At 68.4% G+C, this 22,763-nt stretch carries 23 protein-coding genes; 16 read left to right on the forward strand and 7 right to left on the reverse strand.

Annotated elements, in window-relative coordinates; genetic code table 11:
- Positions 1-24: 24 nt before the first annotated feature.
- From tatB to IAI54_RS03880, 6 genes are all read left to right on the forward strand, one after another.
- Positions 25-600, forward strand: a complete 576-nt coding sequence (gene tatB, locus IAI54_RS03855; protein WP_187971100.1) for a Sec-independent protein translocase protein TatB — start codon at positions 25-27, stop codon at positions 598-600.
- Entirely contained in the window at positions 597-1,469 is an 873-nt protein-coding gene (gene tatC, locus IAI54_RS03860; RefSeq protein ID WP_187971101.1) for a twin-arginine translocase subunit TatC, read from the forward strand. The genes tatB and tatC overlap by 4 nt, the downstream gene beginning before the upstream one ends.
- 404 nt (positions 1,470-1,873) lie before the next feature.
- Complete coding sequence (gene serS, locus IAI54_RS03865; protein ID WP_187971102.1) at positions 1,874-3,184, forward strand: serine--tRNA ligase; 1,311 nt, start codon at positions 1,874-1,876, stop codon at positions 3,182-3,184.
- A 236-nt stretch (positions 3,185-3,420) separates the two neighbouring features.
- Positions 3,421-4,179: a 5'/3'-nucleotidase SurE gene (gene surE, locus IAI54_RS03870; RefSeq protein ID WP_187971103.1), complete on the forward strand. Its 759-nt coding sequence runs from the start codon at positions 3,421-3,423 to the stop codon at positions 4,177-4,179.
- Positions 4,176-4,829, forward strand: coding sequence for a protein-L-isoaspartate(D-aspartate) O-methyltransferase (locus IAI54_RS03875; RefSeq protein WP_187971104.1), 654 nt, complete (start codon positions 4,176-4,178; stop codon positions 4,827-4,829). Before surE ends, IAI54_RS03875 begins: the two co-directional genes overlap by 4 nt.
- Positions 4,830-4,928: 99 nt before the next feature.
- A complete protein-coding gene (locus tag IAI54_RS03880) occupies positions 4,929-6,497 on the forward strand; it encodes a peptidoglycan DD-metalloendopeptidase family protein (RefSeq protein ID WP_235679240.1) in 1,569 nt (522 codons plus the stop codon).
- Between the two features lie 33 nt (positions 6,498-6,530).
- Here IAI54_RS03880 and IAI54_RS03885 read toward each other — a convergent pair whose 3' ends face one another.
- Entirely contained in the window at positions 6,531-7,406 is an 876-nt protein-coding gene (locus IAI54_RS03885) for an ATP-binding protein (protein ID WP_187971105.1), read from the reverse strand.
- A gap of 170 nt (positions 7,407-7,576) precedes the next feature.
- Between IAI54_RS03885 and yajC the strand changes: the two genes are divergently transcribed.
- The 6 genes from yajC (at position 7,577) to IAI54_RS03915 (ending at position 13,263) form a co-directional block, all read left to right on the forward strand.
- Positions 7,577-7,915 (forward strand): preprotein translocase subunit YajC, encoded by a 339-nt coding sequence (gene yajC, locus IAI54_RS03890; RefSeq protein ID WP_187971106.1) that lies wholly within the window; start codon positions 7,577-7,579, stop codon positions 7,913-7,915.
- Positions 7,916-7,963: 48 nt separating this feature from the next.
- Complete coding sequence (secDF, locus tag IAI54_RS03895; RefSeq protein ID WP_187971107.1) at positions 7,964-10,528, forward strand: protein translocase subunit SecDF; 2,565 nt, start codon at positions 7,964-7,966, stop codon at positions 10,526-10,528.
- 19 nt (positions 10,529-10,547) lie between these two features.
- On the forward strand, positions 10,548-10,925 hold the full coding sequence (locus IAI54_RS03900) for an Mth938-like domain-containing protein (RefSeq protein WP_235679241.1): 378 nt from the start codon (positions 10,548-10,550) through the stop codon (positions 10,923-10,925).
- Position 10,926: 1 nt separating this feature from the next.
- Positions 10,927-11,751 carry a phytoene/squalene synthase family protein gene (locus tag IAI54_RS03905; protein ID WP_187971109.1) on the forward strand — a complete coding sequence of 275 codons (825 nt, stop codon included), beginning with the start codon at positions 10,927-10,929 and terminating at the stop codon, positions 11,749-11,751.
- A gap of 112 nt (positions 11,752-11,863) precedes the next feature.
- A complete protein-coding gene (locus tag IAI54_RS03910; RefSeq protein ID WP_187971110.1) occupies positions 11,864-12,295 on the forward strand; it encodes a hypothetical protein in 432 nt (143 codons plus the stop codon).
- Positions 12,295-13,263, forward strand: coding sequence for a sterol desaturase family protein (locus IAI54_RS03915; protein WP_187971111.1), 969 nt, complete (start codon positions 12,295-12,297; stop codon positions 13,261-13,263). Before IAI54_RS03910 ends, IAI54_RS03915 begins: the two co-directional genes overlap by 1 nt.
- 2 nt (positions 13,264-13,265) lie before the next feature.
- Here the strand turns inward: IAI54_RS03915 and IAI54_RS03920 are convergent, their stop codons facing one another.
- The 3 genes from IAI54_RS03920 to IAI54_RS03930 form a co-directional block, all read right to left on the reverse strand.
- On the reverse strand, positions 13,266-13,601 hold the full coding sequence (locus IAI54_RS03920) for a type II toxin-antitoxin system RelE/ParE family toxin (protein WP_187971112.1): 336 nt from the start codon (positions 13,599-13,601) through the stop codon (positions 13,266-13,268).
- A complete protein-coding gene (locus IAI54_RS03925) occupies positions 13,549-13,878 on the reverse strand; it encodes a type II toxin-antitoxin system ParD family antitoxin (protein ID WP_187971113.1) in 330 nt (109 codons plus the stop codon). The genes IAI54_RS03920 and IAI54_RS03925 overlap by 53 nt, the downstream gene beginning before the upstream one ends.
- Before the next feature lie 128 nt (positions 13,879-14,006).
- On the reverse strand, positions 14,007-14,840 hold the full coding sequence (locus IAI54_RS03930; protein WP_187971114.1) for a crotonase/enoyl-CoA hydratase family protein: 834 nt from the start codon (positions 14,838-14,840) through the stop codon (positions 14,007-14,009).
- Between the two features lie 100 nt (positions 14,841-14,940).
- On the opposite strand from IAI54_RS03930, the gene IAI54_RS03935 reads away from it, so the two are divergent.
- The gene (locus IAI54_RS03935) at positions 14,941-16,383 is read left to right on the forward strand and encodes an HD-GYP domain-containing protein (protein WP_187971115.1); all 1,443 of its coding nucleotides are present in this window, start codon (positions 14,941-14,943) and stop codon (positions 16,381-16,383) included.
- 3 nt (positions 16,384-16,386) lie between these two features.
- Here IAI54_RS03935 and trmFO read toward each other — a convergent pair whose 3' ends face one another.
- Positions 16,387-17,808, reverse strand: a complete 1,422-nt coding sequence (gene trmFO / locus IAI54_RS03940) for a methylenetetrahydrofolate--tRNA-(uracil(54)-C(5))-methyltransferase (FADH(2)-oxidizing) TrmFO (protein ID WP_187971116.1) — start codon at positions 17,806-17,808, stop codon at positions 16,387-16,389.
- Positions 17,809-17,951: 143 nt separating this feature from the next.
- On the opposite strand from trmFO, the gene IAI54_RS03945 reads away from it, so the two are divergent.
- On the forward strand, positions 17,952-18,530 hold the full coding sequence (locus IAI54_RS03945; protein ID WP_235679242.1) for a hypothetical protein: 579 nt from the start codon (positions 17,952-17,954) through the stop codon (positions 18,528-18,530).
- Positions 18,531-18,551: 21 nt separating this feature from the next.
- Here IAI54_RS03945 and IAI54_RS03950 read toward each other — a convergent pair whose 3' ends face one another.
- Both IAI54_RS03950 and IAI54_RS03955 read right to left on the reverse strand, forming a co-directional pair.
- Positions 18,552-19,505, reverse strand: a complete 954-nt coding sequence (locus IAI54_RS03950) for an aldo/keto reductase (protein ID WP_187971117.1) — start codon at positions 19,503-19,505, stop codon at positions 18,552-18,554.
- Between the two features lie 1,135 nt (positions 19,506-20,640).
- Positions 20,641-20,781 (reverse strand): DUF1127 domain-containing protein, encoded by a 141-nt coding sequence (locus IAI54_RS03955; protein ID WP_187971118.1) that lies wholly within the window; start codon positions 20,779-20,781, stop codon positions 20,641-20,643.
- A 254-nt stretch (positions 20,782-21,035) separates the two neighbouring features.
- Here IAI54_RS03955 and IAI54_RS03960 point away from each other — a divergent pair, with 254 nt between their 5' ends.
- Entirely contained in the window at positions 21,036-22,142 is a 1,107-nt protein-coding gene (locus IAI54_RS03960; protein ID WP_187971119.1) for a DUF2157 domain-containing protein, read from the forward strand.
- The gene (locus IAI54_RS03965) at positions 22,139-22,711 is read left to right on the forward strand and encodes a GDYXXLXY domain-containing protein (protein WP_187971120.1); all 573 of its coding nucleotides are present in this window, start codon (positions 22,139-22,141) and stop codon (positions 22,709-22,711) included. The genes IAI54_RS03960 and IAI54_RS03965 overlap by 4 nt, the downstream gene beginning before the upstream one ends.
- Positions 22,712-22,763: the final 52 nt, after the last annotated feature.

Here is a 22,763-nt window from a genome sequence, read left to right on the forward strand (position 1 = left end):
GCCGCTCAACCGGAAGCGTAAGACATGTTCGACATCGGTTGGCCGGAGATGCTCGTGATCGCGGTCGTCCTGATCGTGGTCGTCGGGCCCAAGGATCTTCCGAAAATGCTGCGCACCTTCGGGCGCACGACCTCGAGCCTGCGCCGGATGGCCGGCGACTTCCGCAAGCAGTTCGACGAGGCGCTGAAGGAAGCCGAGCTCGACGACGTCAAGTCGACCATCGACTCGGCCCGCAAGCTCAACCCCGCGGCCGACATCCGCAAGGCGCTCAATCCCATGGAGAAGGCCGCGTCCGACGTGCGCGCCGGCCTCGACGGGCTGATGAAGCCGCAGCCGCCGAAGGTGCCCTCGGCCGATGCGCCGGCCACCCCGGCCGAGCCCGCCAAGGCCGGTCCGGCCGCTATGCCGGGCGAACCGGCGCCGCTGGCAGACGCGACCCCGTCCGAACCCGCGCCCCTCGCGTCGCCTGCGCCCCTCGCGTCGCCTGCGCCCGTCGCGCCGCCCGTTGAGCCGAGGCCCGCTGCGAACGGCGCCGCCGCTCCTCATCCCGCCGCCGAGGCTCACAAGCCGGCCGCAAGCTCTTCCGGGACCAGCTCGTGACTTCCTCCGACGACGACGAGATCGAAAAATCCTCCGCGCCGCTGATCGAGCATCTGATCGAGCTGCGGACGCGCCTGATGTGGGCGATCGGCGGCTTCTTCGTGGCCTTCCTGGTCTGCTTCTTCTTCGCCAAGCAGCTCTTCAACCTTCTGGTCATCCCCTTCCAGTGGGCGACCGCCTGGGCCGGGCTCGACGCGAGCCAGGTGGACCTGATCTACACCGCCCCGCAGGAATTCTTCTTCACCCAGATCAAGCTCGGCATGTTCGGCGGCCTCGTGCTCGCCTTCCCCCTGATCGCCACGCAGATCTACAAGTTCGTCGCGCCGGGCCTCTACAGGAACGAGCGCCACGCCTTCCTGCCGTTCCTGATCGCCTCGCCCATCCTGTTCGCCATCGGCGGTGCGCTGGTCTATTTCTTCTTCACGCCGATGGTCATGTGGTTCTTCCTGTCGATGCAGCAGGTGGGTCCCGACCAGGAGATCCAGATTTCGCTGCTGCCGCGCGTGTCGGAATATCTCGGGCTGATCATGACGCTGATCTTCTCCTTCGGCCTGGTCTTCCAGCTGCCGGTGGTGACGTCGCTGATGGCCCGCGTCGGCCTTCTCTCGGCGGCGGGTCTCGTTGACAAGCGCAAATACGCCATCGTCATCGCCTTCGTCGTCGCCGCCGTGCTGACGCCGCCCGATCCTGTCAGCCAGATCGGCCTCGCGCTGCCGACGATCCTGCTCTACGAGATATCGATCATCCTCGCCCGCCGCATCGAGAAGACCCGGGCGCTCGCCGAAGCGGCGAAGGCGAAGGCCGAGGCGGACGAGGCCGCGCGCGAGGCGGCCGAGGCGCAGGCGGCCGCGGAGCCGAAGGCGGGTTGACGCGCCTGCCCGGCGGCTCATGCGCCGCGCATGTGTGCTGACGCGGATGTCTGCGCGACGCAACCCCCACCCCTTACCCCTCCCCTCAAGGGGGAGGGGAGTCCTGCAGCGTTCCCACCACGCCTTCCACCGATCGGGGCCGCGCGACCTTCGCCATCCCCCTCCCCCTTGAGGGGAGGGGTAAGGGGTGGGGGTCGCCGCGCGCTGCCCCCGCTCGCGTGCACGACGTCCGCTGCCGCCGCCCGAGTGCCAAGCACCACCGCCGACGCTTCGCCCGCACCGCAAGCCCCGCATCCGTCCCGGTCTTGCGTCGCCTCGATTTGCGGTTTACGGCCTTCCCGTCCCGCGCCATGCGCCGCCGGGACGCCGTCATCCACCCGCCGCATCAGGGACCAGACCCCGCCATGCTCGACATCCGATGGATTCGCGAAAACCCCCAAGCCCTCACTGACGCGCTCGTCCGGCGCGGCTCGTCGGCCGGGCAGGCGCAGTCCGTCGTCGACGGCGTGATCGCCCGCGACGAGGCGCGCCGCTCCCATCTGACCGAGTTGCAGCAGAGCCAGGAGCGCCGCAATGCCGCCTCCAAGGAGATCGGCAACGCCATGCGCGCCGGCGACATGGCGCGTGCCGAGGCGCTGAAGGCCGAGGTCGGCACGATCAAGGAGTTCATCCAGAACGGCGAGGCGCGCGAGCGCGAACTCGACGAGGCGCTGAGGCAGGCGCTGGCCGTGCTGCCCAACGTGCCGCTGCCCGACGTGCCGGAGGGGCGCGACGAGCACGCCAACGTCGAACTGCGCCGCGTCGGCGCGCCGCGCCGGATGGACTGGGCCAAGGAGCACTGGGAACTCGGCGAGGCCATGGGCCTGATGGACTTCGAGCGCGCCGCCAAGCTGTCGGGCGCCCGCTTCACCGTGCTCAAGGGCCAGCTCGCCCGGCTGGAACGCGCGCTCGGCCAGTTCATGCTGGATCTGCACACGACGGAGCACGGCTACACGGAGGTGGTCCCGCCGTTGCTGGTGAAGGACGAGGCGCTTTTCGGCACCAACCAGCTGCCCAAGTTCGAGGAGGATCTGTTCTTCGCCAAGCACGGAGAGGCCCGCCTCGGCCTTATCCCCACCTCCGAAGTCCCCCTCACCAACCTCGTCCGCGAGGACATCCAGGACGTCGCCGACCTGCCCCTGCGCTACACCGCGCTCACCCCCTGCTTCCGCTCGGAGGCGGGTTCGGCCGGGCGCGACACGCGCGGCATGCTGCGCCAGCACCAGTTCTACAAGGTCGAGCTGGTCTCGATCACCGACGAGGCGTCGTCGCTGGCCGAGCACGAGCGCATGACCGCGTGTGCGGAGGAAGTCCTCAAGCGCCTCGGCCTGCCGTTCCGCACCGTCGTGCTCTGCACCGGCGACATGGGCTTCGGCGCGCAGAAGACGCACGACATCGAGGTCTGGCTGCCCGGCCAGAAGGCCTATCGCGAGATCTCGTCCTGCTCGGTCTGCGGCGATTTCCAGGCGCGGCGCATGGATGCGCGCTATCGGCCCAAGCCCGAGGAGGGTCAGGGCAAGGTCCAGCCGCGCTTCGTCCACACGCTGAACGGTTCCGGCGTCGCCGTCGGCCGCGCGCTGATCGCGGTGATGGAGAACTACCAGAACGAGGACGGCTCGGTCACGATTCCTGAAGCATTGCGCCCCTACATGGGCGGACTGGAACGGATCGGCTGACGCCTGATACGCACCGACAGCGCTCCACGGCGCCCCCCTCTGGCCTGCCGGCCATCTCCCCCGCAAGGGGGGAGATCGGCTGTTTCCTGCGACCCCCGCTCTTTCGGACGTCGCAGGATGGGCGCGGCACATGAAGCTGCCGATCTCCCCCCTCGAGGGGGAGATGCCCGGCAGGGCAGAGGGGGGTGTCGCAGGGCGCAAGCGATCCAGACCTTAGGAAAGAGCAGGGCCAAGACATGCGCATTCTCATCACCAATGACGACGGCATCCACGCCGAGGGCATCCAGGTGCTGGAGCGCATGGCCCGCGCCATGTCCGACGACGTCTGGGTGGTGGCGCCCGAGACCGACCAGTCGGGTTTCGCCCATTCGCTCTCGCTGTCGGAGCCCTTGCGCCTGCGCAAGCTCGACGACCGGCACTACGCGCTGCGCGGCACCCCGACCGACTGCGTCATCATGGGCGTGCGCAAGATCATGGATTCCCCTCCGGACCTGATCCTGTCGGGGATCAACTCCGGCACCAACGTCGCCGACGACGTCACCTATTCGGGCACGGTGGCCGGCGCGATGGAAGGCACGCTGCTCGGCATCCGCTCGATCGCGCTCAGTCAGGCCTACACCTTCTCCGAGGAAGGCCGGATGGTCCCCTGGGAGGTCGCCGAGGCGGTCGGCCCGGCGCTGCTCGAGAAGCTGGTCCGCACGGATCTGCCGACGGGAACCTTCCTGAACGTCAACTTCCCGAATTGCGACCCTGCCGCCGTGGCTGGCACGAAGGTCACCACCCAGGGCAAGCGCGTGCACGGGTTGTGGATCGACGAGCGCCGCGACGGCCGCAATTTCCCCTACTACTGGCTGCGCTTCGGCCGCGAGCCGTCGGAGGTGCGTGCCGGCACCGATCTCGCCGCGCTGCGCGACAACTTCGTCTCGGTCACGCCGATGCATCTGGACCTGACCGCCCACGAGCTGCGCGATCGGCTGGAGCGCGCGATCGGATGAACGCGGTTGCCGACGAGCGCGAGGGCTTCGCCGCCTTCCTGCTGCGCATGCGCGGCCGGGGGATCGCCGGCAAGGATCTCGTCGGCGCCATCGAGCAGGTGCCGCGGCGCAACTTCATCGGCGCACAATGGCAGTCGTCGGTCTGGTCCGACCGGCTCGTCCCCATCGCCTGCGGCGAGGTGATCGAGGGCATCGACCTGCAGGCGCAGGTCATCCACGCCTTGTCGCTCGACCCGCAGCACCGGGTGCTCGAGATCGGCACCGGCTCCGGCTTCACTGCCGCCGTCATGGCCAGGCTCTGCGCCCGCGTCGTCAGCATCGACCGCTGGCGCACGCTCGTCGAGCAGGCCCGCCACCGGCTGGACGCGCTGGGCGTCGGCAACGTCATCCTGCGCCAGGCGGACGCCAAGCTCGGCATGGCAGGCGAGGGACCCTTCGACCGGATCGTCTGCTGGGCGGCCTTCGACAGCATGCCGCGCAACTATGTCGACCAGCTCGCCTCCGGCGGCGTCATGATCGCGCCGATCGGCCCCGGCGACGGCGAGCAGGCGGTCGCCCGGCTGACCAAGGTCGGCAGCCGGTTCGAGCGGCAGGACATCGGCAAGGTTCGCCTCCAGCCGCTGCTGCCCGGCCTCGCTGCCCGTATCTGAGGCCGGCATTTTCACGATTTTCCGGCAAGCTTAACCGCCCGGTAAGATTAACGCGCTCTAATCGCATCGTACTGTAACGAGTATGCGCGAGTAATGGCGATGCGGATGAGGGTTTCGGGGGCATATCGGCGCGGTCTTTCGCGCTTTGCCGTAATATGTGCGACCACCACCGTTCTGGCGGGGTGCAGCTCCGGCGTCACGCGCTTCAACGAGGGTATCTTCACCGACCAGCTCCTGACGGGCTCGACGGCCAACCAGCGGTCGATCATCCGCAACGGCGCCGCCCAGCCCTTCCCGGGCGACGTCCGCACGGCGTCCGCACCGGTGGCGGCTCCCTCCGGCGGGCAGGGAGACCGCTATGCGGTCGCAGCGCCGGCCGGCGGTATCCAGCGCTCCTCCCTTCCGCCCATGGCGGCAGCCCAGCCGGCCCCGGTTCAGCCGGCACCCGTACAGCAGGCGTCGCTGCAGCCCGCGCCCGTCCAGCTTGCGCGCGGTCCCGCACAGGTCGACCGGATGGCGACCGGCACCGCCGGGCCCGCGGTCGAGGTCGCGGCGACTGATTCCGCCCAGCAGGGCTGGTCCAAGGTCGGCGGCACGGTGGTGGCCGTGCGCCAGGGCGAGACCCTTTACAACATGTCCAAGCGCTTCGGCGTTCCGGTCAAGGAGATCCTCAAGGCCAACGACATGGCCTCCGCCAGCGAACTGGCGGCCGGCCAGAAGGTGGTCATCCCCACCTACGTCTACTCGCGCCAGGCGCCCGTCTCCGCGCCCGACAACGATCCTCAGGTCGCTGCCGCCAGTTCGACGCGGGGCCTGAAGAACGACGCCCCGACCGCGCCGCGCCCGGCTCCGGCTCCCGCCCAGGCGGTCGCCGTCCTGCCGCAGACGCCGCGGCCGAAGGATCCGGCGATGGCGCCTGCGACCGCCAACACGGCCACGCGTGTCGCCACTTCCAATGCCGGCAACGTCTACACCGTCGTCTCCGGCGACACGCTCAACTCCGTCGCCCGCAAGACCGGCGCCACCACGGCGCAGCTGAAGGCCGCCAACAATCTCGGCGACGGCTATCTGCGCATCGGCCAGAAACTGACGGTTCCGGCCGGCGGGACCGCCACCGTCGCAGCAGCCAAGCCCGCCACCCCTTCGGTCGATCCGATCACGACGAGTTCCGCGCCGGCAGCGAAGGCGCACGCACCGAGCCCCGTCACCGCCTACACGCCGCCGACGCGCGACGAGAAGGTGATCAAGGAAGCGGTCACCCAGACCGCCGCGATCGCACCGGAGGCGACGGGCGTGGGCAAGATGCGCTGGCCCGTGCGCGGCCGCGTCATCGAGGGCTACGGCCGCACCGCCGGCGGCCGCACCAACGACGGCATCGACATCGCGGTACCGGAGGGCACGCCCGTCAAGGCGGCCGAGAACGGTGTCGTCATCTATGCCGGCGACGGTCTCAAGGAGTTCGGCAACACCGTGCTCGTCCGCCACGAGGATGGTCTCGTCTCCGTCTACGGCCATGCCTCCGAACTCAACGTCAAGCGTGGCGACAAGGTCCGCCGCGGCCAGGAGATCGCGCGTTCGGGCATGAGCGGTTCGGCCGATACGCCGAAGCTGCACTTCGAAGTCCGCAAGGACTCCGCGCCCGTCGATCCGTCGAAGTTCCTCGAATAGGGCAGGGGCGCCGGCTCCCCGGCGATCCTTCGCTCAGCCGTCGAGCCGCTGCCCGAGCCGTCCCGCGAGGTCCTGCACGAACTGCCACGCCACCCGGCCCGACCGGGCGCCGCGCGTCGTCGCCCATTCGAGCGCCTGCGCGCGCAGATCGTCCGCGCCGATCCTGAGGCCGTAATGGCCGACATAGCCGTCCACCATCGCCAGGTAGTCGTCCTGCGAGCATTTGTGGAAGCCGAGCCACAGGCCGAAGCGGTCCGACAGCGACACTTTCTCCTCCACCGCTTCCGACGGGTTGATCGCCGTCGAGCGCTCGTTGTCGATCATGTCACGCGGCAGGAGATGGCGGCGATTCGACGTCGCATAGAAGATCACGTTCTCCGGCCGGCCCTCGACACCGCCCTCGAGCGCCGCCTTCAGCGACTTGTAGGACGTGTCGTCGTGATCGAACGACAGGTCGTCGCAGAACAGGACGAAGCGGTGCGGCGAGGCCTTCAGGATGGCCAGCAGGCCGGGCAGGCTGTCGATGTCCTCGCGGTGGATCTCGACGAGCTTCAGCGGCGAGGACGGTCGTCCGGAGTTGACGGCGGCGTGCGCGGCCTTCACCAGCGACGATTTGCCCATGCCGCGCGCGCCCCACAGCAGCACGTTGTTGGCCGGCAGCCCGGCGGCGAAGCGCTCGGTATTGTCGACGAGGATGTCGCGCACCCGGTCGACGCCCCGGATCAGCCCGATCCCGACCCGGTTGACCCGCTCCACCGGCTGCAGGGCGCGGGAGGCGGCATCCCAGACGAAGCAGTCCGCAGCCTCGATGTCCGACTGCGGCGGCGCGGCCGGTGCCAGCCGCTCGATGGCCGCGATCAGCCGGTCGATCTTGTCGCTCAGGGTCTCGGTCTTCGGGTCGTCCGTCACGCTCGCGCTTCCTCCATTCGTCGCACCGCGCTCTAACACGCGCCGAAGACCCGCAAAAGCGCGGCGTTCAGGCGGCTTGTCGGTTGCAAAGGCGGTGCGAGCGACTATATTCCGCGCACCTTCGGAGGGGGCGGAACACGCCCCTCATCCCCATCTTTCAGGAGACCTAGATGTTCGTGACACCGGCTTATGCGCAAACGGCTGGGGGCGGCCCCGACATGCTGATCAGCATCCTGCCCTTCGTCCTCATCTTCGTCATCATGTATTTCCTGATCATCCGGCCGCAGCGCCAGCAGCTGAAGAAGCGCCAGGAGATGCTCGCCGCCGTTCGCCGCGGCGATTCGGTGGTCACCGGCGGGGGACTCCTCGGCAAGGTCACGAAGGTCATCAACGACAACGAGCTCGAGATCGACCTGGGCAACGGCCTCAAGGTCACCGCGCTGCGTGCGACGATCGCCGACGTGCGGGTCAAGGGCGAACCGGTCGCCAACGAAAACGCCAAGAAATAAACTCGTTGCGGGCGGATGGTCTGACATCTCCGCCCGACGGATAGCCACATGCTCTACTTCTCGCCCTGGAAGACCATCCTCATCTGGCTGGCCGTCGTGGCGGGCGTCGTCTTCGCGGCGCCCAACCTGGTTTCCAGGGATACGCTCGCGTCGCTGCCCGACTGGCTCCCCAAGCGCCAGATGACGCTTGGCCTCGACCTGCAGGGTGGTTCTCACATCCTCCTGCAGATCGACCAGCAGGACCTCATCGACGAGCGGCTGGAGACCACCCGCGACGACATCCGCCGCCTCCTGCGCGATGCCCGCATCGGCTACACCGGCCTGTCTGGCACGGGTCGCACGGTGCAGGTCCGGATCCGCGAGACCGGCGACGTGGAGCGGGCGAAGGAAGCGCTTGCCACCCTGATCGAGCCGATCTCGGCCGGGCTTTTCGCGGGCGGCAGCGTATCCGAACTCGAGCTTTCCGAGCCGGAGCCCGGGCTGCTGCGCTACGCGCTGACCGATTCCGGCATCACCTACCGCCTGTCGTCGGCGCTGTCCCAGTCGATCGAAGTCGTCGGGCGGCGCGTCAACGAACTCGGCACGACCGAGCCGATCATCCAGAGGCAGGGCGACGACCGCATCCTGGTCCAGGTCCCCGGTCTCGACGATCCCCAGCGGCTCAAGGACATCCTCGGCCAGACCGCCAAGCTGACCTTCCAGATGGTCGACAGTTCCATGCCGGTACAGGAGGCGATCGAAGGCCGCCCGCCCGCCGGCTCGACGGTCATGTTCTCCACCGACGATCCGCCGGTTCCCTATCTCATCGAGAACCGTGTCATCGTTTCGGGCGAGAATCTGGTCGATGCGCAGGCGAGCTTCGACCAGCGGACCAACGAACCGGTCGTCTCCTTCCGTTTCGACACGCAGGGCGCCACCCGCTTCGGGCAGGCCACGCAGCAGAACGTCGGCCGCCTGTTCGCCATCATCCTCGACAACCAGGTGATCTCGGCGCCGCAGATCCGCGAACCCATCCTCGGCGGCACCGGTCAGATCTCGGGCAGCTTCGACGTCCAGGGCGCCAACGACCTCGCGGTCCTGCTCCGTGCCGGCGCATTGCCGGCCACGCTCGACATCATCGAGGAAAGAACGGTCGGCCCCGGCCTCGGCCAGGATTCGATCGACGCCGGCAAGATCGCGGGCGTGATCGGCGCGGTTCTCGTCGTGATCTTCATGGTCGCCGTCTACGGCCTGCTCGGCCTGATCGCCAACGTCGCGCTGGTGGCCAACGTCGCGATGATCGTCGCGCTCCTGTCGCTGCTCGGCGCCACGCTGACGCTTCCGGGCATCGCCGGCATCGTGCTGACCATCGGCATGGCGGTCGATTCGAACGTGCTGATCTACGAGCGCATCCGCGAGGAACGGCGGCTCGGGCGCTCGCTGATCCAGTCGATCGACACCGGTTTCAGCCGAGCGATGGCGACGATCGTCGACGCCAACGTGACGACGCTGATCGCGGCGGTGGTGCTGTTCTATCTGGGCAGCGGCCCCGTCAAAGGCTTCGCCGTCACGCTGGCCATCGGCATCGTCACCACCGTCTTCACCGCCTTCACCCTGACCCGCTGGCTGACGGCGGCCTGGGTCCGGCGGGCCAAGCCCAAGGAACTCCCGCGCGCGCCTCTTCGTCTCGTTCCCGAGCGGACGAACATTCCCTTCATGGCGATGCGGCGCTGGACCTTCACCCTGTCGTCGATCCTTTCGGTCGGCGCAGTGGTGCTGTTCATGACCGTCGGCATGAATTACGGCATCGACTTCAAGGGCGGCTCGCTGATCGAGGTGCAGTCGCGCAGCGGTCCTGCCGACGTCGCCGACATCCGCAGCCGGCTCTCCGACCTGAACCTCGGCGAGATCCAGGTGCAGCAGTTCGGCGCCGACACCGACGTCCTGATCCGCGTCCAGGCGCAGGAAGGCGGCGACAATGCCGCCCAGAGCGTGGTCGTCGTGGTGCGGGGCGAACTCGAGCAGGACTACGACATCCGCCGTGTCGAGACCGTCGGGCCGACGGTGTCCGGCGAACTGGCAACCCAGGGCACCATTGGCGTCATCGTCGCGCTCGCCCTGATCATGGTCTACGTCTGGTTCCGGTTCGAATGGCAGTTTGCGGTCGGCGCCATCATCGCCACCATCCACGACGTGGTCATCACGATGGGCTTCTTCGTCCTGTCGGGGATCGAGTTCAACCAGTCGTCGATCGCCGCGATCCTGACCATCGTGGGTTACTCGCTGAACGATACGGTCGTGGTCTACGACCGCGTCCGAGAGGAACTGCGTCGCTACAAGAAGATGCCGTTGCCGCAACTGCTCAACATTGCCATCAACGAGACGCTGTCGCGCACCACGATGACGTCGGTGACGACGCTGATGGCGCTCGCCGCGCTGTTCCTCTTCGGCGGCGAGGTGATCCGTTCGTTCACGGCGGCGATGCTGTTCGGCGTGCTCTTCGGCACCTATTCCTCCATCTTCATCGCCGCGCCGCTGCTGATCCTGTTCAAGCTGCGGCCGGGCGCGCTGTCCCAGGAGGATGGCGAGGCGAGGACGGACGAGGCGGCCCCGGTCGAGGCCTCGAAGGCCTGATCATGGCGAAGGCGCCGGCATGATCATCCGCGAGGCGCACTTTCCTGGGCGGGCGCCGCTCGACGCCTATGGCGGCGGCGGCTTCCGCTTCGCCGACATGTCGCATCGCGGCTCGCTGCTGTGCCTGCCTTCCGGCATCCACGGCTGGGCGCCCGCAGACCCCGAAAGCCTCGGACCCGCGGACTTCGAGCGGCTCCTTGCCGAGGCGGACGGCATCGAGATCCTCATCGTCGGGATGGGCCGGGAACTGCGGCGTATTCCCCAGTCGCTGCGGGAGGTCTTCCGCATGGCCGGGATTTCCGCCGACCCGATGTCGACCGGCGCGGCAGTGCGCACCTACAACGTGCTGCTGGCGGAGGACAGAGCGGTTGCCGCCGCGCTGATCGCCGTCGACTGATATGGACCCGAATTCGAAGCATCTGACCGCGATCGTCCGGGACGGCGATCCGGAACGCTGGCTTTCGGTTCTCTACGCGCCGGAAGACCGGCGCGCGGCGCTGCTGTCGCTCTATGCCTTCAACGTCGAGATCACCCGCATCCGCGACGCGGTGCGCGAACCGCTACCGGGCGAGATCCGGCTGCAATGGTGGCGCGACGCGCTCGCCGCGCCGCCGGGCGCAATGACCGGCAACCCTGTCGCGGACGCACTGCGGGCGATGATTGCAGCCCACGACCTGCCGTTGGCCGCCTTCGACGGGATGCTGGAAGCGCGCATCTTCGATCTGTACGACGACCCGATGCCCGATCGAACGACGCTCGAGGGCTATTGCGGCGAGACGGCCGGTGCGCTGATCCAGTTCGCCGCTCTGGTGCTCGATCGCGAGGCGGCGGTGGCGAACGCCGCGCTTGCCGGCCATGCCGGCTGCGCGCAGGCGATCGCCGGCCTGCTGCGGCTGTTGCCTCTGCACCGGTCGCGTGGACAGTGCTACGTCCCCTCCGACATCCTCGCGGCCGCCGGGACGGACCGGGAGAGCTTTCTGGTCGGCGGCCCCGGCACCGAACGGGCGGTGGCAGCCATGGCGGCGCTCGGTCGCGAACATGCCGCCGCCTTCGAGCGGGGTGCGGGCAGGCTTCCCGCCGTCCTGCGCCCGGCCTACCTGCCTGCGGCCTTCGCGGGTCCGCACCTGACGCGCTTCGAGGCGGCACCGCTGGACGGCGGAGGGCGGCTGTCTCCGCTGCGCCGCCACTGGATCGCCTTCCGGAGGGCGACGCGCGGCTGGTAGCAGCCGCGAGAATCGCCGCCTTCCGCAGCTTGATCTTTGACGTTTACGTCAACAGAGTGCTAGATCGGTCCGCGCGGATCCGGATGGTCCGTGCGGGAGGAAGACAGCGGCGATGAGCCTGCCCGTACTCGTGATCCTGGTCGTCGTCGGCATCGCGGCGATCGTGCTGGCCGTGCATCTCACCGGCGGCACCCGCACGGCGGTTCTCGCCGACGAGGCGGCCGCGCGTGCGCGCTTCGCCGTCGACCACCCGCGCGAGCAGCCGGCAGGCGTTCGTCTCACGCTCTCGCGCGATGCCGCATTTCTCGACCTCGACGGCAGCCGGACCGGCATTGTCCAGTCTTTCGGCGGCCATTTCCTGACGCGTGTCGTCAGCGCCGCCGACGTCGCGCGGCTGGAACGGGTGGCGTCTGCGTCGCTGGTCATCGTCACAAGCGACTTCACCTGGCGGGGCGGGCGTTTCGATTTCGCATCGGCCGCTGACGCCGACGCGGTGGCGGCGCGGCTGGCCTTGCCCGCCCTGGAGCAGAGGAGAACCGCCTGATGGACGGCTACGACTTTCCCAAGGTCACGGAACTCGCGATCCCGTTCTTCGTCGCCGCGATCCTGATCGAGCTCTGGCTGGTGCGGACAGGACGCGCGAAGGGTGAGTTCGAGACGCGCGACACGCTGACCAGCCTGCTGATGGGCACCGGCAACGTCGTGGCCGGCCTCCTGCTCGGTTTCGTCGCCTATCGGGCACTGACCTGGCTCTGGCAGTTCCGCCTGTTCGACCTCGGCCTCCACTGGTGGGTCTTCCTCGCCGCCTTCCTGATCGACGACCTGCGCTACTACTGGTACCACCGCATCGCCCACCGCGTTCGCTGGGTCTGGGCCGAGCACGTCAACCACCACTCCAGCCAGCACTACAACCTCTCGACCGCGCTCAGGCAGTCCTGGACGGGCACCTTCACCGGCATGTTCGTGCTGCAGGCGCCGATCGTGCTCCTCGGCTTCCATCCGGCGGTGATCGCCTTCGTCTTCGGCTTCAACCTGATCTGGCAGTTCTGGATCCACACCGAGGCGATCGGCCGGCTGCCGGCCTGGTTCGAGGCGGTGTTCAACACGCCCTCGCACCACCGCGTCCACCACGCCACCAACCCGCGCTATCTCGACGCCAACTATGCCGGCACGCTGATCGTCTGGGACCGGCTGTTCGGCACCTTCGTGCCGGAACTCGACGAGGACCGGCCGCGCTACGGCATCGTGAAGAACCTCGGGACCTTCAACCCGTTCAAGGTCGCCTTCCACGAATGGGTCGGCATGGCCCGCGACGCCGCCGCACCCGGCCTGACGGTGCGGCAGCGCCTCGGCTACCTGTTCATGCCGCCCGGCTGGAGCCACGACGGCTCGCGCGAGACGTCGCAGAGCCTCAAGGCCGACTACGTGCTGCGCCATCCGGGAGAGGCGGGGAGGCCGGGCCTGCCGGGGAGGGCGGGAGGCGGCGGTATCGCGGCGGAGCCAGCGGAGTAGGATCAGACTTCACTGCTCTCGGGTGACGATCGCCCGCGCAGGACAGCCTCGTAGTCGCGCCCGCGGCGGAAGACGTTCGAGATCAGCACGTGGTCGCTTTCTACGACGTAGAAGATTATTGCGCTCCATTCGAACGGAAGGCTGCGGAGCCCTGCGGCAAGATCGTCGCGCGGCCGTCGCGACAACGGTACCTCTCCGATCCGTCTGCACCGTGCCTCTAGCCGATCAGAGTAACGAAGAGCGACGTCGATTGATCCGGACGCGCGCACGACGTCCTCGATCAGGTCAGCGAGATTGCTCTTCGCCAGGTTGCTCCATCGAACTCTGAGGCGCTTCATTGAAACCACCTGCGGCTTTCGCCTGCAATCGTGCGCGAAGCTCGGCAAAGACCTCCTCGTTGCTGTGTCCAGGACCAGGGTTTTCGAGGGACGCCCGGATCTGCGCTTTCAACCAGGCGAGGCGGTCGGCGCGCTCCTCCTCTTCGGACTGGAGCGCGCGCAGTCCGGCGCGGATCACTTCGCTTGCCGAGGCGTACTGGCCGCTCTCGACCTTGTCGCGGATCATCTGCGCCATCTGCGGCGTCACCGTCACCGAGAGCTTCTCTGCCTGGTCCATGGTTCGCCTCCGGCGGTGGGATTTCATCCGACCATACACGAAAGGCCGCCGCCGCAGAAGCGGCGAACTGCGCAGGCTCCCGGTGCGATAGGCTCCCCGCGGTCCGCGCCGAAGGGAAGGTTCGGCAGTCAGTCCTTTGCGAGCAGATCCGGAAACGACGCCGCCTGTTTCGCCATCTTGGCCTGCACCGCCGCCATCAGGTCGCCAGCGCGCAGCATGCCGCCGTTCCAGGTGGCGATGTAGTCGAGCCCATCGGCCACCGAATGGTCGCGGGCATAGGCGAGGTTGCGCTTGATGCCCGCCATCGCCAGCGGCGATTTCGCCGCCACCGCGTCGGCCAGCTCGAAGGCTGCGGCGAGCACGGCCTCCCGGTCGGCATGGACGGCCGAGACCAGACCGAAGCTTTTCGCTTCCTCGGCGGTTGCGCGGCGGCCGGTATAGGCGAGTTCGGCCGCGACGGCCGGTGCGATCAGCTTCGGCAGCCGCTGCAGCGTGCCGACGTCGGCGGCCATGCCGATATGGATCTCCTCGATGGCGAAATAGGCGTCGGCCGACGCGATCCGCATGTCGCAGGCCGTGATCAGGTCGACGCCCGCGCCGATGCAGGCGCCATGGACGGCGGCGATGACGGGGAAGGGCACGCGCTCGATGGCGTTGAACGCCTCCTGCAGCGCCAGAATCTCCTCGCGCATGGCGTAGGCGGCCCGGCCGGGCTCGTTCTCGAACAGACGGGCGATGTCGGTGAAGGCGGAAAGGTCCATGCCGCCGGTGAAGTTGCGACCCTCGCCGGAAACGATGGCGCAGCGCACCGAAGGGTCGCGGCCGAGTTCGGCCATCAGGCGCGGCAGGCCGGTCCAGAACGCGGGCGACATGGCATTCGAGCGCTGCGGCCGGTTCATCGACAGGTGGACGACGGCGCCGTGGCGTTCCACGCGGAAGAAGTCGGGTTCGGTCGTCGTCATGCGGTTGCCTCCGGTTTGCGGACAGTTGTCCGCGATGGAGGCGGGCGGCGCAAGCGGCGCGTTGTCCTGCCGTTAATCGGCCGATGGCAGGATACGGTTCATGTCCCATGCCCCCGCGCTTTCGCCCCATCCTTCCGCGTCCTTCCCTGCGATCCTGCCCCGCATCGGTGCTGCCGGTGCGCTGCGTCTCGCCGAACTGCTGGGCACGCTCAGCCACGCGCTCGACCTGACGGAGGGCCAGCCGCCCGGCCACTGCCAGCGGGCGGCCTGGATCGGCACGCGAATCGCGATGCGGATGGGGCTGGAGGGGGAGGCGCTGTCGGACGTCTACTTTGCGGTGCTGCTGAAGGATCTCGGCTGCTCCAGCAACGCCGCGCGCATCTGCGAACTCTATCTGGCCGACGACATCGCCTTCAAGCGCGACTTCAAGACGATCGACGGAAGCCTTGCCGCCGCGCTGCGATTCGTCTTCGACAAGACCGGTCTGGAATCGGGTTTCGCCGAACGCGTGCGCGCGATCCTCAACATCCTGCGCAACGGGGGTCAGATCGCACGCGAGATGATCGAGACGCGCTGCCATCGCGGCGCCGACATCGCGGCGAAGATGCGCTTCGCGCCGGCCGTCCAGGATGGCATCCGCTGGCTCGACGAGCACTGGGACGGTTCGGGCAAGCCGGAGGGTCGCAAGGGAGCCTCGATCCCGCTCGCCTCGCGCATCGCGCTCGCCGCGCAGGTGGCCGATATCTTTCACGCCGAGGGCGGGCGGGACGCCGCCCGCCGCGAGGTCGCGGCGCGGCGCGGCAGCTGGTTCGATCCGGCCGTCGTCGACGCGTTCCTGGCAGAAGAGCGCCAGCCGGGCTTCTGGGAAGCCGTCGAGGCGGACGATCTCGACGTCCGGCTCTTCGCGCTGCCGCCGGCGCAGACGAGCACCGTCGTGACGGACGACTATGTCGACGACATAGTCGCCGCCTTCGCCGACGTCATCGATGCCAAGAGCCCTTTCACCGCTGGCCACAGCCGCCGCGTCACGCTGTTCACCGACATGATCGCGGAGGAGATGGGGTTCGCTCCCGCGCATCGTCGCTGGCTGCGCCGCGCTGCCCTGCTGCACGACATCGGCAAGCTCGCGGTCTCGAACCAGATCCTCGACAAGCCCGGCAAGCCGGCCGAGGCGGAATGGGCCTCGATCCGCAGCCACCCGGCGCACAGCGCCGAGATCCTGCGCAAGGTGGCGATCTTCCGCGACCTCGCCGACATCGCCGGCGCCCATCACGAGCGGCTTGACGGCAAAGGCTATCCCCTCGGTCTGGCAGGGGACGACCTCGTGCCGGAGGTGCGCATCCTGTCGGTCGCCGACGTCTTCGACGCGCTGACCGCCGACCGGCCCTATCGCAAGGCGATGACCGTCGAGCAGGCCTTTGCGATTCTCGACAAGGACACCGGCACGGCCTTCGACGGCGACTGCGTGGCGGCGCTCAAGCGCGCTGTAGCCCTCCTGGTGCCGTCCGGCGAGCCGGACGCGCCGGCGCTGACCTGGGCTTAGAGCCTACTCGGCCGCTTGCGCGGTCTGTGCCCTGCCGAGCCAGGCGCGGCAGTCTGCCAGCGCCCGCGCCGTCGTCGCGCGCTTCTTCGCCGCGGTCTTGTCCTTTCCGCGGAACCGTCCCTCGAAGCCTTCGGGTTTCAGGTTCGTGCCCGGTTCGAGTGGCGGGAACAGGCCGAAATTGACGTTCATCGGCTGGAAGGACCGCTTGCCGGGCTCGTCGTCGGAAACGATGTGCCCGCCGGTGATGTGGCCGAGCAGCGCGCCGAAGGCGGTCGTCGCGGGCGGCAGCGACGGCGCCATGCCCAGCCGCTCAGCGGCGGCGAAGCGGCCGGCGAGCAGCCCGATGGAGGCCGATTCCACATAGCCCTCGCAACCCGTGATCTGGCCGGCGAAGCGCAGCCCCGGCCGCGATTTCAGCTGCAGCGAGCCGTCGAGCAGGGTGGGCGAGTTGATGTAGGTGTTGCGGTGCAGGCCGCCGAGCCGCGCGAACTCGGCATTCTCGAGCCCCGGGATCATCCGGAAGATCCGCGTCTGCTCGCCATGCTTCAGCTTGGTCTGGAAGCCGACCATGTTGTAGAGCGTGCCCAGCGCATTGTCCTGCCGCAACTGGACGACGGCGTAGGCCTTGACCGTCGGGTTGTGCGCGTTGGTCAGGCCCATCGGCTTCATCGGGCCGTGGCGAAGCGTTTCCCGCCCGCGCTCCGCCATCACCTCGATCGGCAGGCAGCCGTCGAAATAGGGCGTGCCTTCCCATTCCTTGAACTCGGTCTTGGCGCCGTCGAGCAGCGCCTGGACGAAGGCCTCGTACTGGTCCCTGTCCATCGGGCAGTTGACGTAGTCCTTGCCCGTGCCGCCGGGTCCGACCTTGTCGTAGCGCGACTGGAACCAGGCGACATCCATGTCGATGGTGTCGAAATGCACGATCGGCGCGATCGCGTCGAAAAAGGCGAGCGCATCGGCGCCGGTCTCGGCGCGGATCGCCTCGGCGAGTGCCGGCGCGGTCAGCGGACCGGTGGCGATGATCGCCTGGTCCCAGTCACGCGGCGGCAGGCCGGTGATCTCCTCGCGGACCACCGTGACCAGCGGATGCGCCGCGAGCTTCGCGGTCACCGCCGCGGCAAAACCGTCGCGGTCGACCGCGAGCGCGCCGCCCGCCGGCACCTGATGCGCGTCGCCGCAGGCCATGATCAGCGAGCCGGCGAGCCGCATCTCGGCGTGCAGAAGGCCGACGGCATTGTTCTCCGCATCGTCGGAGCGGAAGGAATTGGAGCAGACGAGTTCGGCGAGAGCGTCGGTCTTGTGCGCTTCCGTGCCGCGCACGCCGCGCATCTCGTGCAGGATGACGGGAACGCCGGCCCCGGCGATCTGCCAGGCGGCTTCCGAGCCGGCGAGACCGCCGCCGATGACGTGGATGGGTGTGGTCATGCGCACCGAGATAGGCCGGCCCACCTGCGAATGCAATCGCCTCCGCGGCCGGCGGGATGTGGTCGTGCCACGAATCCTTCTGTTGCGATACGAACGCCGGCTGTCTACTTTCCCGCCTCATGCGTGAGAAGTTCAAAGTCTCGGTGGTCCTGCTGTACGGCCTCGTCGCCGGATGCACCTCGTCGTCGAGCAATTATCTGGGCGAGATCACGAAGACCGAGGAGAGCCGGCTCTTCGTCTGCCACGGCTTCGATTGCTCCTACAAGACGCGTGTCGACCTCGGCGCGGCGGATCACAAGCAGTATGCCGCGTACTTCACCGGCATCGGTTCGCCGGAGGCCGAACGCATCGCGGTCGGAAAGGCCGTTCAGTATGCGGAGGAGCGGGCAGCCGGCGTCATCGGCTTCCGCGACCTGCCGAAATCCGACTACACGCAGTCGCGCGCGAAGGGACAGATGGACTGCATCGACGAGTCCACCAACACCCGCTCGCTGCTCCTCTATCTGGAAAAACGCGGCCTTCTGAAGCACCACGCGGTGGAGGCGAACCGGTCGCGCGGCCTCTTCGTCGACGGACGCTATCCGCACTCCACCGCCGTCCTGCGCGAGACGGCTTCGGGACGGAAATGGGCGATCGACAGCTGGTACGAGCCGGCCGGTGGACCGCCGGACGTCCGGCCCTATGACGAATGGGCCGCCCGGGGAGTGCTCGGCGAACGCTGACGCGGGGTCACCCGGCCTGGTTCAGGCCGGGGCACTCGCTTTCTCCAGAAGCGCCATGTCGTCCGCGTCGAGGGCCAGTCCCGCCGCCTTCATCAGGCTGTTCAACTGCTCGACCGTCGTTGCGCTGGCGATCGGCGCCGTCACGTCCGGGCGCGCCATGATCCAGGCGAGCGCCACTTCGGCCGGCCTGGCGCCATGCCGGGCGGAAACCGTATCCAGCGCGTCGAGGATCGCGAAGCCGCGCGGTTCGAGGTAGCCGCCGATGCCGCCGCCGCGCGGGCTTTTGCCGAGATCGGCCGCGCTGCGGTATTTGCCCGACAGGAAGCCCTTCGCCAGGCTGAAATAGGTGATGACCCCCAGGCCTTCCGTCGTCGTCAGCTCGCTCAGGGGCCCGTCGAAGGAGGAGCGGTCGTAGAGATTGAGTTCCGGCTGCAGCACCTCGTAGCGCGGCAGGCCCTCGGCCTTCGCCACGTCCAGCGCCGAACGCAGCTGCGCGGCGTCGAGGTTCGAACAGCCGACGGAGCGGACCTTGCCGGCCTTCAGCAGGTCGTCATAGGCCGAAAGCGTCTCCGCATGGGGCGTCTCGGGATCGGGCCAGTGCGAGAGATAGAGGTCGATCACGTCGGTCTGGAGCCGGCGCAGCGACTCCTCGACCGCTTTCACGATGTAGGCCTTCGACAGGTCGCGCCTGCCGGAACCCATGTCGGAGCCGACCTTGGTGATGACGACGACCTTGTCGCGGGCGTTGCGCGCCTTCATCCATTCGCCGATCACGCTCTCCGATTCGCCGCCAGAATGGCCTGGCGCCCAGCGCGAATAGACGTCGGCCGTGTCGATGGCGTTGAAGCCGGCGTCGACGAACCGGTCGAGCAGGTCGAAGGACGTCGCCTTGTCGGCGGTCCAGCCGAACACGTTGCCGCCGAAGACCAGCGGCGCGATGGACAGGCCGGTTCGGCCGAGGGGACGCATCTGCATGAGAAACTCCGCGCTTTGGGCAGAAACGAGGTTGCCTGCGATATAGCGCGTGGCGAAGCCGGTGAAACCCGCCGCGACCGAAAACTGCTTGTGCCAGGGAACTCCCGCAAAAAACAACACCCGCCGCGGGAGGAGGTGCGGCGGGTGTCATTTGGGTGGCGGGTACCGGGGAGGAGGTCGGTACCGGCCGATCCGTCGTTCACCGGGAGGAGGTGGATCCCGACGGAATTCGTCAATCTCTGTTCCCCGCTTCGAGGAGGAAACGGCACCGGTCGCGGGAGGAGGTGCGACCGGTGCCATTTGGGTGGCGGGTACCGGGGAGGAGGTCGGTACCGGCCGATCCGTCGTTCACCGGGAGGAGGTGGATCCCGACGGAATTCGTCAATCTCTGTTCCCCGCTTCGGGGAGGAAACGGCACCGGTCGCGGGAGGAGGTGCGACCGGTGCCATTTGGGTGGCGGGTACCGGGGAGGAGGTCGGTACCGGCCGATCCGTCGTTCACCGGGAGGAGGTGGATCCCGACGGAATTCGTCAATCTCTGTTCCCCGCTTCGGGGGAGGAAACGGCACCGGTCGCGGGAGGAGGTGCGACCGGTGCCATTTGGGTGGCGGGCACCGGGGAGGAGGTCGGTACCGGCCGATCCGTCGTTCACCGGGAGGAGGTGGATCCCGACGGAATTCGTCAATCTCTGTTCCCCGCTACGGGGGAGGAAACGGCACCGGTCGCGGGAGGAGGTGCGACCGGTGCCATTTGGGTGGCGGGTACCGGGGAGGAGGTCGGTACCGGCCGATCCGTCGTTCACCGGGAGGAGGTGGATCCCGACGGAATTCGTCAATCTCTGTTCCCCGCTTTGGGGAGGAAACGGCACCGGTCGCGGGAGGAGGTGCGACCGGTGCCATTTGGGTGGCGGGTACCGGGGAGGAGGTCGGTACCGGCCGATCCGTCGTTCACCGGGAGGAGGTGGATCCCGACGGAATTCGTCAATCTCTTGTCCCCGCTTCGGGGGAGGACAGCACCGGTCGCGGGAGGAGGTGCGACCGGTGCTGATTTCGGAAGGCACCCGGGAGGAGGTGGATGCCTTGCCAATCCGTCAGAACCTGGGAGGAGGTAGGTTCTGCCGAAACTCGTTCAAGTCGTCAGATGGCCTTGCGGGCCACGAAGGTGATGTCGCCGCGGGCAATGCCGAGATCGCTCAGTTCGCGGTTGGACAGGCGGCCGAGCTCGGTGACGGTCTCACGGTAGCGGCGCCAGTTGCGATAGTTGCGGATCAGGTTCATGGCACGTCTCGTTTCGGAAATTTTCGTTTCGGCTGTTCTCTTGTGTGATCCGAAGATATGACTGCCCCTCGGCGTTTTGAAGCGCGTTTGTTGCATAGCAGCGATGCGAATTGTGCATTGCAACATCAATCGGTTTGAAGGGCGGCCCGGAGGTGTGGACCCCTGCCCAAGCCGTTGATTCGCAAAGCGGCGAGCCGTCATGTAGGATCGAGCCTTCACCGGTTGATGGGTGGCGGAGAGGACGAGGAGCGGAGATGGCGAACCACCGGGCGCGCCTGAAGAAGGAAATCGACGGCTGGCTGGCGGCCGGATTGATCGATGCTGCGACCGCGGGGCGCCTCCATGCTGACGTCGAGGCGCGGGCCGGCAGCCGCTTCGGCTTCGCATCCGTGCTCGCGGCCTTCGCCGCGCTCCTGTTCGGTGCCGCGATCCTGCTCTTCGTGGCCGCCAACTGGGAGGCCATGCCGCGCCTCGTCAGGGTCGGCCTGATCCTGCTCCTCATCCTCCTCGGCTATGGCTTCGGGGCAGTTGCCAGACTGCGCGGGCAGGCCCGGCTCGCCGAGGCCGGCCATCTCGTCGGCATCGCCGCCTTCGGCGCCGGCATGGCGCTCGTCGGGCAGATGTACCACCTGTCGGGCGACGAAGCGCAGGCGCTGCTGGTGTGGTGCGGCGCGTCGGCGCTGTCCGCCGTGCTGCTGCGTTCTTCGGTGCTGACGGCGGCGGCCGTCGCGCTCGCCACCGCCTGGATGTGGAGCGAAGGGTTCGACTTCTGGCGCGGCGGGGCTGCGCCGGTGGTGTCCCTGCCGATCCTCGCTGCGCTGTGGGTGCTGTCGCTGTGGACACGGTCCGCGCTGTCGCGACACCTCATCCTCCTGTCGCTCTCGTCCTACGTGGTTCTCGCGTTCGTCGGGGACGACGCGCTCTTCGCGCCGGCCCTCCTGGCGGCGGGTTCAGCCACGCTCTTCGTGGTGGCGATCCGTCTCGGGGCGGAGGCCGGGCGGGTCTTCGGGATGGAAGGCGTGCCGGTCCACGCCATGCTGGCCTTCGGGCTCGCCATGGTGCTCCTGCATCTGACCTTCGGCGACGGCGCCGGGCTCGCGGTCGTCGCGCTCCTGTCGTTTGCCGCGAGCATCGGCGCGCTGGTGCTGTCGCGCGGCGACGACCGTGCCGTGCGATGGCTCGCCTATCTCGGCTTCGGCGTCGAACTCTGCCTCGTCTACGTCCTGACCATCGGCACCATGCTCGGCACGGCAGGCTTCCTGCTGGCGTCCGGCCTGCTTCTGGCCGTCATGGCCTTCGTCGTCCTGCGCTTCGAGCGCCGCTTCAGGATTTCCTCACAAGCACAGGAGAAGACTCCATGACGTCCGGTTTCCGGGTGGTCGGCGCCGCGCTCCTCGTCGCCGCGCTGCAGATCGGCTTCCTCCTGGCGCTCGTCGAAGGCCGCGCGTCGATCCTGCGCGACGGGCGCGAGGTGCTGCTGAACGTCGAGCCGGTCGATCCGCGCGACCTGCTGCGCGGCGACTACGTCCGGCTCGGCTACTCCATCTCGACCCTCGACCGGTCGCTGTTTGCCGACCCGGACGCCCTGCCGGCGCAGGACGCCCGCATCCTGGTCCGGCTCGCCCCCGGCCAGGACGGCCTGTGGCAGGCCGTCGGCGCGCGTCCGGACGGGGCGCCGGCCGCCGTCGGCGACGCCGGCACGGTCGAGATCGCCGGCCGCATCGACGGCGATCCCGCCGGCGCGCGGACCGTGCGGGTGACCTACGGCATCGAGCGCTTCTATCTGCCGGAAGGGCAGGGGAAGCCGATCGAGCGCGACCTGTCGGTGCGCCCGTTCCGCATGCTGGTGGCCGTCGCCGAAGACGGCCAGGCGCAGATCAAGGCGTTTTTCGACGGTCAGCAGAGACTGTTCGAGGAGGCGCCTTACTGATCCGCCGCCGGCTCCGCCCCTGCCGGGGCGCCGATGGCGCCGGAAGGACGCC

Origin of the sequence: Aquibium microcysteis (genome assembly GCF_014495845.1) — a bacterium.
Classification (GTDB): Bacteria; Pseudomonadota; Alphaproteobacteria; order Rhizobiales; family Rhizobiaceae; genus Aquibium; species Aquibium microcysteis.